Origin of the sequence: Actinomycetospora lutea, assembly GCF_028737205.1 — a bacterium.
GTDB classification, from domain to species: Bacteria; Actinomycetota; Actinomycetes; order Mycobacteriales; family Pseudonocardiaceae; genus Actinomycetospora; species Actinomycetospora lutea.
In genome coordinates this window covers 39,252-48,827 of sequence record NZ_JAQZAL010000040.1, presented here as the reverse complement: position 1 = coordinate 48,827, position 9,576 = coordinate 39,252, and the positions used below count along the sequence as shown (strand labels likewise).

The window sequence follows — 9,576 nt, the reverse complement described above, 5'->3', positions numbered from 1 at the left end:
GCTACTACGACGCGCCCACCGACACCGGCCCGATGTTCCGCCTCGACGACCAGGCCACGGCGCTCTGCTGATGTCCTCCGGTGCACCTCCGGCGGTCAGAGTCGTGGTGCGGTCGGCTCCGAGCCCGCTCCTCGGCCGATGCGACCGAGATGTGTGTGCGTGAACCCGTCGGGGAGCTTCAGCCCGAAGCCGAACATGCGGTCCACCCCGATGTGGAAGGCCCACGCGCAGGCGGTGATGCCGGTCCACGTCGAGACGGCGGGAGCGTGGCCCGCTGTCGAGATCGCCACCACCGCGAGTGCGCCGGGCCAGAGATACGTGTGGACGGCGTTGTAACAGATGGCTCCCGCCCTCGCCGATCTCACGTAACCCACCATCGAGAGGTCGAACACCAGGAACGACGCCACCACGACCCACCACCACGACGGGTACCGGACGACGGCGACGACCACCGCCACGATGACGACGACCAGCTTCTCGAGTCGCTGGACGGTGAGAGGACTCATCACTCTCCTTCTCTCGGTGGCAGTTCCTCACAGCTCGGAGAGTCGTCCTCCACACAGCGGGAGGCGGGCTCCCCTGACGGCCCCAGCGTGCTGCGCACGGTCGGCTCTCGCTTCAACGCCCTCAGGACACGCTGACGGTCCGGGCGGTCGTCGACCGGGCCCGCGTGGACGACGCTCGCCGTCGGACCCCGATGGCCGCTCGGCGTGACGTTCGGCCCTGGACGCCGTCGGAGGGCCTCTCGACCATCGCCACCTGGACCGTCGGGGAAGGCGGGAAGGGGAACGTCATGGGTGCAGGTCGGCAGGGGCATTCGGCTGGCGGGTTCGGGATGTGGGGCGTGGTCGACGAGCGGGCCGTGCTGCGTCTGCGCATCCTCCTCGCGCGTGACCGCACCGACGGTCGCGACCGGACGCCGCTGGACCTGGGCCGGGTCGAGGGATGGTCAAGGGCGGGCGTGGCAGCGCTCGCCGCTCTGCTGGACGACCCACCGGTCGACCTCGACGTGCTCCCGCCGCGCGCCGACACGTTCGTGGAGCTGCTGCGGGCCACCGAGCTCCGTGAGATCTGGCCTGTCTACCGCCACGTCCGGCGGGTGATGACCGCGGCACGGGCGCAACGGGGAGTGGAGCGCGCGTCCTGAGGCGCCGGAGGACACCCGCACCCTGCCGGTGACCCTCTCGCACGCGCCGCACGTCGGTGCCGGCGGATCACGGGGCGGTGCCGTCGCTGCGCGCTCTCGCGTGGAGGGGCACCGTGCGGTGGGGAGCGACGGTGGCCGGGCTCGCAACGGGGTGGTCGGTCGGCTCGGGAGCGCCGGTGAGCCGAGAGACGACGGAGCCGTCGACGGTCTCGTTCTCGAGCAGCAGGGAGACCAGCTCCGTCAGGACCCCGCGGTGGCGGGTCAGCAGGTCGGTGGCTCGATGTTCGGCTTCGCGCAGCAGGCGGGCGACCTCGGCGTCGACGACGGCCTGGGTGGCTTCGGCGAAGGGCCGGTTCGACAGCTCCGCGCCACCACCGGGAAGGAACATCGGGCCGCCGCCGGGGTAGCCGACGGGACCGAGCCTGGTCGACAACCCGTACTCGCGCACCATCTTCGTGGCCAGCGAGGTGGCCTGGGTGAGGTCGTTGACCGACCCCGTCGAGCCCTGGCCGAGCACGACGAGCTCGGCGGCACGCCCGCCCAGACGCACCGCGAGGGTGTCGTTGAGGTAGTCCTCGCCGAAGAGATGCCGCTCGACCAGCGGAAGCTGCTCGGTCGCCCCGAGGGTCTGCCCGGCCGGCAGGATGGTCACCTTCGCGACGGGGTCGGCGTGCGCGCACAGCGCAGCGACGACGGCGTGCCCGGCCTCGTGGACGGCCACGGCGTGCTTCTCCTCGGGCAACAGCACGTTGGAACCTTCGCGTCGGCCGAGCAGGATGCGGTCGCGTGCGGTGTCGAAGTCGGCAGCGCCCAGCACGTCGCGGTCGTCGCGGGCGGCGCCGATCGCGGCCTCGTTGGCCAGGTTCGCCAGGTCGGCCCCCGAGAACCCCGGGGTGCCACGGGCGATCAGGTCCATGTCGACGTCGGGGCCGAGGTGCTTGCCTCGACAGTGCACCGCCAGGATCGCGGCCCGCTCGACCAGCGTGGGCAGCGGGATCGTGACCTGCCGGTCGAACCGCCCGGGTCGCAGCAGGGCCGGGTCGAGCACCTCGGGGCGGTTCGTGGCGGCGAGCACCACGATCCCCTCGCTGGGATCGAATCCGTCCATCTCGGCCAGGAGCTGGTTGAGGGTCTGTTCGCGCTCGTCGTGGGTGACGGTGACCCCTGGTCCCGCCCGGCGGCCTCCGACCGCGTCGAGCTCGTCGACGAACACGATGGCGGGGGCGCGCCGTCTCGCCTCGGCGAACAGGTCACGTACCCGGGCGGCGCCGACCCCCACGAACATCTCCACGAAGCTGGAGCCGACCACCGAGAAGAACGGCACGTCGGCCTCGCCCGCCACCGCCCGGGCCAGCAGGGTCTTCCCGGTCCCCGGCGGACCGATCATCAGCACCCCGCGCGGAGCGGTCGCCCCGGCCCGGCGGTAGCGCTCCGGCCGGCGCAGGAAGTCGACGACCTCGACGATCTCGCCCTTGGCGCCCTCGTAGCCGGCCACGTCGGCGAAGGTCGTGTGCGGTCGTTCGGCATCGAAGAGCTTCGCCCTCGACCTGCCGATGCCGACCGTCCCCGCCAGCCCCCCGGCGCCCGCGGATGCGCGGCGCCAGAGCCAGAAGATCACCAGGAGCGGCAGCAGGATGAACATCCAGGACACCAGCTGCGAGCCCGTGTCCGGACTCGCGGCGGTGACGCTGACCTCCACCTGGGCGGACGACAGTCGATCCAGCAACGCCGGCCCGGCCAGCTCGACCGGGATCACCGTCGTGAACCGCCGTCCGTCGACCAGGACGCCGCTGGCCTGCCCGTCGGACTCGATGGCGACGGTCGTGACCCGGCGGGCGTCGACGTCGGCGAGGAACTGCGAATAGCTCGTGCTCTCGGCCCGCGCGTCGCTCACCACCGGCAGCCACGCCACCAGCACGATGGTCAGGACGGCCAGCGTCCAGGACCACCACCACCACCGCCGAGGCGGAGGCGGAGGCGTTCCCACCGGCCGGTCACCGGGCGGCGGCGAGTTGGCCTGCTTGCTCATCGCGGCTCCGATGTGTGGGGAGTCCCGTCCGGGGGCGTCGGCGTCTCACGAGCTGTGGAGCATCCGGCGTGCTCGACGTGGCGGCCAGGGTCGAACGACCGGAGTCGCCAGGCGGACCGGGCCGAGCCCCCGGGCCACCGTGCCCACCCGAGCCCGAGCCACCGAGTCGGCACTGCTCGGATGCCGGCTCGAGAGGGCCTCGCGACCTGTCGGGGTGGGACCGACGGTCCTACCCCGACAGCCCGCCCGGGGGTGTCTTCGGAGGGCGTCGGGAGGCGTCGACGACGGGGAAGCAGTTGCGGCGGCGAACCGATGTGACGAGGAGGGCGGACGAGATGCTCAACGACCGGGACCGGCACGTGTTGGAGGAAGTCGAACGCGAGCTGACCTCCACCGACCCCGTCCTCGCCCGACGGATGCAACGGGGGACGTGGCGCGGATGGGCCACCTGGCGGGTCGTCCTCGCGGCCGCGGGCGTGGCCCTCGCGGTTGCGCTCCTGATGCTCGGCCTCGTCATGCAGGCGGTCCTCGTGTTGCTGATCTTGTCGTGGCCCATCACCGCGCTCCGGATACGCACGAGGGGCCAGCAGCGCCCATCGACGTCGGACCGACCGTGAGCGCGCAGACCGTTCGCGACGCTGCGGCACCAGCTCGGGCGACGCTCGTGCTGGGCACCGCGGTCAGTGCCCGCTGCCCCCGTCACCGTCGTCCCGGATCGCGCCGAGCTGAGCATCACGGGGCGGCCGGGTCACCCGACCCGGAGATGGTGCTCGCCCCGCCTCACAGCGGTCAGGAGGTCGCTGCGTGAGAGGGTGCGCGGCCCGCACTCGCACGCTGCGGGGAGATCGTCGTCGGTGTCGGGGCCTGCGTCGAGGTCGTCGACGAGGCGGGTGCCGTGGTGCGCGGCGCCGTGCGGCGCGTCCACGAAGTCGCGTCGGCCGTGGGCGCGGGGGCCGGTCGAGGTCAGGACCACGAGGGCGTCCTCGGCTTCGTAGACCTCCGCGACGTGGTGGTTCCGGGCGCACTGCACGGTCAGCCGGCGATGCTCCGCCCGGTGGGGCCCGAGGGACTCGAGCAGCCGCTGAGCACGAATCCGTCGCTCCGTGGGCGGACGGGAGGTCACGGTGCCGTCCTCGCCCGGTCGGGGTGACCCGCCGTCGCCGAGGTCGGCGGCAGCCCACGCCGCACCTCGGGGAGCTGCGCGCCGGACCGGCCCGCCGCGTCGACGGTGAGCCGGTCGCGCAGGGCGTGCAGCCGGGCGCGCGTGACGCGGTCGGTGTCGTGGCTCATGAGGTGCTCCCGGCAGCAGCGGGTTCGAGTCGACGCCACGACGGTCGGTGGGCGCGAGCGGCCCGGGCAGGTCCGAAGGTCCCGGCCGGACCGGCCCTGGGACCCCGGGGCCACGACACCGCGGCCGGACCCTCGACGACCGGCCGGTGGTGATGAACGTGCTCACGAGGTCGTCGACGGGAAGCTGCGCACCCGGTGTCGGCGCCGATCGTGGTCGGCGAGCGGACCTACTCGGCGTTCACCGCGCGACCCGGTCACGTGCGAACGGCCCCGTGCAGTCGGCTGATCGCCTCGGCCAGCACAGGCGCGATGGAGCGCACCGAGATCCACGAGCGGTCGACGGTGACGGGGACGGTGTCGGCGACGACGACCCGGCGCAGCGGCAGCGCGTCGAGCCGGGCGAGGGCGTCTCCGACGAACAGACCGTGGGTGGCGAGGACGGAGACGTCGGGGCGCGCCCCGTGCGCGAGGACGACCCGCGTCGCGGTCTCCAGCGTCGCCCCGGTGCTGACCATGTCGTCCACGAGGAGCACCGCCCGGTCGGCGACGTCCCCGACCACCTCGGTCGCCTCGACGGTGCGGCCGCTGGTCCGGGTCTTGCGGACCACGGCGACGCCGATCGAGAGCCGGCTCCCGACGCGCTGGGCGAGCTTGGCCGCGCCCAGGTCGGGGGCGACCACGACGGACTGCGTCGCGAGGTCACCGGCCACGGCGTCGAGCAGGGTCGGGACGGCGGTGACGGTCTCGACCGGCACCGAGAACATGGCCTCCAGGGCGGTCGTGTGGGGGTCGACCACGAGGACCCGCTGCGCGCCGGCGGCCTCCAGCACGTCGGCGATCACCCGCGCGCCGAGCGCCTCGCCGGCGGACCCGCGTCGGTCCTGCCGGGCGTAGGCGAAGTAGGGCACGACCGCGGAGACCCGCGCGGCGCCGGAGCGTCGGCAGGCGTCGAGCAGAAGGAGGAGCTCGACCACCGCGCTGCTGGTCGGCGGTCCCGTCGGCGCCACGACGTACACGTCGTCACCGATCATGGATCCGACGCGTGGCCGCAGCTCGCCGTCCGGGAACTCCTCCACGGCGCAGGGCGCCGGCTCGATGCCGAGACCGTGCGCGACGCCGGTTGCCGTCGTCGCCCCTGCGCGTCCCGCGATCACCCTCAGCCCGCTCACGAGGGCCCTCAGGTCGTACCCGGGGAGGCCTGCTGCGCCCCGGGGCGGGACAGCAGGAGCCGGTGGGCCTCCTGCGCGGCCTTCGCGGGCCGGTCCTGTTCGGGCTCCTCGGTGGGGAGCTCCTCGAGGCCGCGGACCAGCACCCGGAGCGCTTCGGCGAGCGTCTCGACCGAGTTCTCGAGCGCGGTCAGGCGTGCTCGGTCCGAGGAGCCCGGTGGTGCCGAGGTGCGCACGTCGTCCGTGCAGCGCCGTCCCTCGAGCTCACGGCGCAGGTCGGCGGGCATCGCGGCGAGGACGTGGTCGAGCTGGCCGGGTGAGAACAGCGAGTCCAGCCCCTCGAAGACCGTGGCGGCGAGCGCGGGGACGTCGGCAGGGCTGACGCCCGCGTCGCGCGCGAACGCCTCGGTGAACCACGCGGCGTCGAAGCGGACCGGCACCCTGCTCGGCACCCAGCCCTCGTAGAACACCCCTCGCAGCACCGCCGGCAACTGGGCCGCGAGGTGCGCGGCGGCGTCCACCCTGAGCCGGTCGCGTACGAGGTGCAGCCACACCCGCAGCACGCGGTAGGTGAACTGCCGGTCCGTGGTGCCCAGCCTGTCGGCGATCAGGTTCAGCCACTGGTGGGCGGTGTCCTGGGCATGTCCCAGGGGGTCGATCGGCTGTGCCATGGGAGAGGCCCCTCCGGGTCGTTCCGTCGAGACGCCCGCAGGCTGGTGGACGGCGGCTCCGAGTGACAGGGACGAAGGACTCCCGGTGCGCGGGCCGGACTGCGCCCCGAGCACCACGCCGGATCCCACGCCGGGGCCGTCCGGGACGTTGGTCCCCGCCCCGCGGGCCCCACGACGGTGCCGCGACCCGGCGGTGGAGCAAAGGTCGCCGATGAACCCTCACCTGGTCGGGAGTGCGGAACATGATGTTCATCGACCGTGTCGATGCGGGGCGGCGGCTGGCCGGCGATCTGCAGCACCTGCCCTCCGAGGACCTCGTCGTCCTCGGCCTGCCCCGAGGCGGCGTCCCGGTCGCCTTCGAGGTCGCCCAGGCGCTGGGCGCACCGCTCGACGTGATCCTCGTGCGCAAGCTCGGGGTGCCGTTCCAGCCCGAGCTGGCGATGGGCGCGGTCGGTGAGGGCGACGTGCTGGTGCTCAACGAGCGCATCTTCCACTGGGCACACGTCAGCGAGGCGGAACTGGGCGAGATCGAGCGCCGGGGCCGGGACGAGGTCGAGCGTCGCGCCCGCCGTTTCCGCCGCGACCGCGCGCGTCTGACCCTGGCTGGTCGCACGGCCCTGCTCGTCGACGACGGCATCGCCACCGGGGCGACCGCTCGTGCCGCGTGCCAGGTCGCCCGGGCCCAGGGCGCCGCGCGCGTCGTCCTCGCCGCCCCGGTCTGCGCGCCCGACACCGCGGTGCGGTTGCGCCGCGAGGTCGACGAGCTGGTCTGCCTGAGCCTCCCGGACCAGTTCCTCGGGGTCGGCCAGTTCTACGCCGACTTCGCCCAGGTCACCGACGACGAGGTCGCGGAGCTGCTGCGGCGGGCCGTCCACGAGGAACCGCCGGTGTCGGCGTCGGCCGGCGACGACTCGCCCCGCGACATCGAGGTCCGGATCCCGGTCGGGGCCGTCGAGCTCGAGGGCCGGCTCGTGGTCCCGGACGGAGCCACCGGGGTGGTCGTCTTCGCCCACGGCAGCGGCAGCAGCCGGCACAGCCCGCGCAACCGGTACGTGGCCGGGGTGCTGCAGCGGGCCGGGTTGGCGACCCTGCTGTTCGACCTGCTCACCGCCCAGGAGGAGACGAGTCGTACCAACGTCTTCGACATCGATCTCCTGGGCCGCCGGCTCGTCGGGGTGACCGAGTGGGTGGTTCACCGACCCGAGTGCGCCGGGCTGCCCGTGGGCTACTTCGGGGCGAGCACCGGCGCGGCCGCGGCTCTGGACGCCGCCGCCCACGTGGACGTCGCGGCGGTCGTGTCGCGCGGGGGACGACCGGATCTCGCCGGCCCTCTCCTCGGAGAAGTCCGCGCACCGACGCTGTTGATCGTGGGCGGGCACGACCGACCCGTGATCGAGCTCAACCGGCGTGCCCAGGCCCTGCTGCGGTGCGAGAACCGCCTGGAGATCGTGCCCGGCGCCACCCACCTGTTCGAGGAACCCGGCACGCTCGAGCAGGCCGCCGCGCACGCGTGCGCCTGGTTCGTCGACCACCTCACCCACGTCCCACTGGCGCGGACCTGAGCGGCAGCTGGTCGCGCGGCCCGACCCCGGACCTCCGGCACCGGCTCATGCGGGGCCTGCGGGCGTGAGCGACGCACCGCGGGTCCAGCTCACGGCGGTCGGGACGATGCGCTCGCGGCCGGGCGGCCCTCGCGGACGAACCGCGCCGCTGCCTCGATCTCGGGCGCGACGGGACGGTCCGGGCCGGGGCCGGGGACCTCGGCGCGCAGGGCTGCGCGGACCGCGGCCGTGGCCGGGGCCGGGACCAGCGGCGCTCGGAGATCGAGCGAGCGTGCCGCGACGAGCAGCTCGATGCCGAGGATCGTCGCGAGTCCGTCGAGCGCGCGGCGGAGCTTGCGCCCGCTCGACCACCCCAGCGAGACGTGGTCCTCCTGCATCGCGCTGACCGGGATCGAGTCGACCGAGGCGGGAACGGCGAGCCGTCGGAGATCGGTGACCAGCGCCGCCTGGGTGTAGTGGGCGAGCATCAGGCCGGAGTCCACGCCGGGTCGGTCGGCCAGGAAGGCCGGGAGTCCGCGGCTACGGGCGGGGTCGAGGTGGCGGTCGGTTCGGCGCTCGGCCATCGCCGCGACGTCGGCGACGACGACGGCGAGCAGGTCGAGGACGTGTGCCAGCGGGGCTCCGTGGAAGGAGCCGGTGCTGCGCATCTGCCCGTCCCAGGTGATGACGGGGTTGTCGATGGCGGCCGCGAGCTCGCGGCCGGCGACGAGGCGCGCGAAGTCCAGGGCGTCCCGGGCCGCGCCGTGGACCGCGGGCACGCACCGCAGCGAGTAGGCGTCCTGCACCTCGTGACAGGACGCGTCCCGATGACTCGCCATGATCGGCGAGCCGGCGAGCGCCCGGCGCAGGGTGCGGGCGGTGTCGAGGGCACCCGGGTGCGGTCGCAGGGCCTGCAGGTCGTCGGCGAAGGCGGCGTCGGTGCCGAGCAGTGCCTCCACGCTCATGGCCGCGACGATGTCGGCGCCTCCGAGCAGGAGGTCGAGGTCCTCGGCCGCGAGCAGCAGCAGGGCGAGCATGCCCTCGGTGCCGTTGACCAGCGCGAGGCCCTCCTTCGCCGCCGGGACCACCGGGGTGAGTCCGGCTGCGCGCAGAGCACCCTCGGCCTCCTGCTCGGTCCCGGCGCGGTCGCGGACCGTCCCCTCGCCCAGCAGCGCCAGGGCACAGTGCGCCAACGGCGCGAGATCGCCCGAGCACCCCAGGGACCCGAACTCGGGGACGAGCGGCGTCAGGCCGGCGTTGAGCAGGTCCGCGACGGCGCGCGCGAGCAGCGGACGGACGCCGGTGTGCCCGGTCGCCATGGTCGACAGCCGCAGCAGCATCATCGCGCGCACCACGTCGCGTTCGATCTCGGGCCCCGCGCCCGCGGCGTGCGAGCGCAGCACGTTGAGTTGCAGACGCGCCTGGTCTTCGGGGTCGATCGGGGTCGTCGCCAGCGCGCCCAATCCCGTCGACACGCCGTAGTGCGCCTCGGGGCGGTCGGCGAGGTCCTCGACGACGGCGCGCCCGCGAGCGATGAACGTCAACGCCTCATCGGCCAGCTCGACCCGGGCCCCGGCGCGGGCGACGGCGAGGACCTCGCCGGGCGTGAGCGGCCCGGGGCCCACGACGACCACGTCCGGGCCGCCAGGGCCCGCGGGTGGCGGCGGGTTCACGGGCGCGGCGCTCACTCCCGCACCGTGCGCTACGGGCTCCACACGAGCCGCGGGCGAAC

The 9,576-nt window shown here is 74.1% G+C and carries 10 protein-coding genes; 3 read left to right on the top strand and 7 right to left on the bottom strand.

Going from position 1 to position 9,576, the window contains the following annotated elements; genetic code table 11:
• Positions 1–95: 95 nt before the first annotated feature.
• Positions 96–506, bottom strand: coding sequence for a DUF4260 domain-containing protein (locus PHK61_RS28915; protein ID WP_274284492.1), 411 nt, complete (start codon positions 504–506; stop codon positions 96–98).
• A gap of 287 nt (positions 507–793) precedes the next feature.
• Here PHK61_RS28915 and PHK61_RS28910 point away from each other — a divergent pair, with 287 nt between their 5' ends.
• Positions 794–1,147: a hypothetical protein gene (locus tag PHK61_RS28910; RefSeq protein ID WP_274284491.1), complete on the top strand. Its 354-nt coding sequence runs from the start codon at positions 794–796 to the stop codon at positions 1,145–1,147.
• Between the two features lie 67 nt (positions 1,148–1,214).
• On the opposite strand, the gene ftsH is transcribed toward PHK61_RS28910, so the two are convergent.
• The gene (gene ftsH, locus PHK61_RS28905) at positions 1,215–3,176 is read right to left on the bottom strand and encodes an ATP-dependent zinc metalloprotease FtsH (RefSeq protein ID WP_274284490.1); all 1,962 of its coding nucleotides are present in this window, start codon (positions 3,174–3,176) and stop codon (positions 1,215–1,217) included.
• Between the two features lie 335 nt (positions 3,177–3,511).
• On the opposite strand from ftsH, the gene PHK61_RS28900 reads away from it, so the two are divergent.
• Entirely contained in the window at positions 3,512–3,793 is a 282-nt protein-coding gene (locus tag PHK61_RS28900) for a DUF3040 domain-containing protein (protein WP_274284489.1), read from the top strand.
• Positions 3,794–3,924: 131 nt separating this feature from the next.
• Here the strand turns inward: PHK61_RS28900 and PHK61_RS28895 are convergent, their stop codons facing one another.
• The 4 genes from PHK61_RS28895 to PHK61_RS28880 all read right to left on the bottom strand — a co-directional run bounded on the left by PHK61_RS28895 (position 3,925) and on the right by PHK61_RS28880 (position 6,303).
• Positions 3,925–4,206, bottom strand: a complete 282-nt coding sequence (locus tag PHK61_RS28895) for a hypothetical protein (RefSeq protein WP_274284488.1) — start codon at positions 4,204–4,206, stop codon at positions 3,925–3,927.
• 89 nt (positions 4,207–4,295) lie between these two features.
• Complete coding sequence (locus PHK61_RS31960) at positions 4,296–4,466, bottom strand: DUF2267 domain-containing protein (RefSeq protein WP_337994009.1); 171 nt, start codon at positions 4,464–4,466, stop codon at positions 4,296–4,298.
• 254 nt (positions 4,467–4,720) lie between these two features.
• On the bottom strand, positions 4,721–5,620 hold the full coding sequence (locus tag PHK61_RS28885) for a ribose-phosphate diphosphokinase (protein WP_274284493.1): 900 nt from the start codon (positions 5,618–5,620) through the stop codon (positions 4,721–4,723).
• 23 nt (positions 5,621–5,643) lie between these two features.
• Positions 5,644–6,303 (bottom strand): DUF2267 domain-containing protein, encoded by a 660-nt coding sequence (locus tag PHK61_RS28880; protein ID WP_274284487.1) that lies wholly within the window; start codon positions 6,301–6,303, stop codon positions 5,644–5,646.
• A 242-nt stretch (positions 6,304–6,545) separates the two neighbouring features.
• On the opposite strand from PHK61_RS28880, the gene PHK61_RS28875 reads away from it, so the two are divergent.
• Positions 6,546–7,865, top strand: coding sequence for a phosphoribosyltransferase (locus PHK61_RS28875; RefSeq protein ID WP_274284486.1), 1,320 nt, complete (start codon positions 6,546–6,548; stop codon positions 7,863–7,865).
• Between the two features lie 89 nt (positions 7,866–7,954).
• Here PHK61_RS28875 and hutH read toward each other — a convergent pair whose 3' ends face one another.
• A complete protein-coding gene (gene hutH / locus PHK61_RS28870) occupies positions 7,955–9,532 on the bottom strand; it encodes a histidine ammonia-lyase (RefSeq protein ID WP_274284485.1) in 1,578 nt (525 codons plus the stop codon).
• Positions 9,533–9,576: the final 44 nt, after the last annotated feature.

What these genes read in the sequence shown, in the direction of transcription:
- PHK61_RS28915 (WP_274284492.1), bottom strand. Translation starts at nt 506, where the DNA reads ATGAGTCCTCTCACCGTCCAGCGACTCGAGAAGCTGGTCGTCGTCATC.
- PHK61_RS28910 (WP_274284491.1), top strand. Translation starts at nt 794, where the DNA reads ATGGGTGCAGGTCGGCAGGGGCATTCGGCTGGCGGGTTCGGGATGTGG.
- ftsH (WP_274284490.1), bottom strand. Translation starts at nt 3,176, where the DNA reads ATGAGCAAGCAGGCCAACTCGCCGCCGCCCGGTGACCGGCCGGTGGGA.
- PHK61_RS28900 (WP_274284489.1), top strand. Translation starts at nt 3,512, where the DNA reads ATGCTCAACGACCGGGACCGGCACGTGTTGGAGGAAGTCGAACGCGAG.
- PHK61_RS31960 (WP_337994009.1), bottom strand. Translation starts at nt 4,466, where the DNA reads ATGAGCCACGACACCGACCGCGTCACGCGCGCCCGGCTGCACGCCCTG.
- PHK61_RS28880 (WP_274284487.1), bottom strand. Translation starts at nt 6,303, where the DNA reads ATGGCACAGCCGATCGACCCCCTGGGACATGCCCAGGACACCGCCCAC.
- PHK61_RS28875 (WP_274284486.1), top strand. Translation starts at nt 6,546, where the DNA reads ATGATGTTCATCGACCGTGTCGATGCGGGGCGGCGGCTGGCCGGCGAT.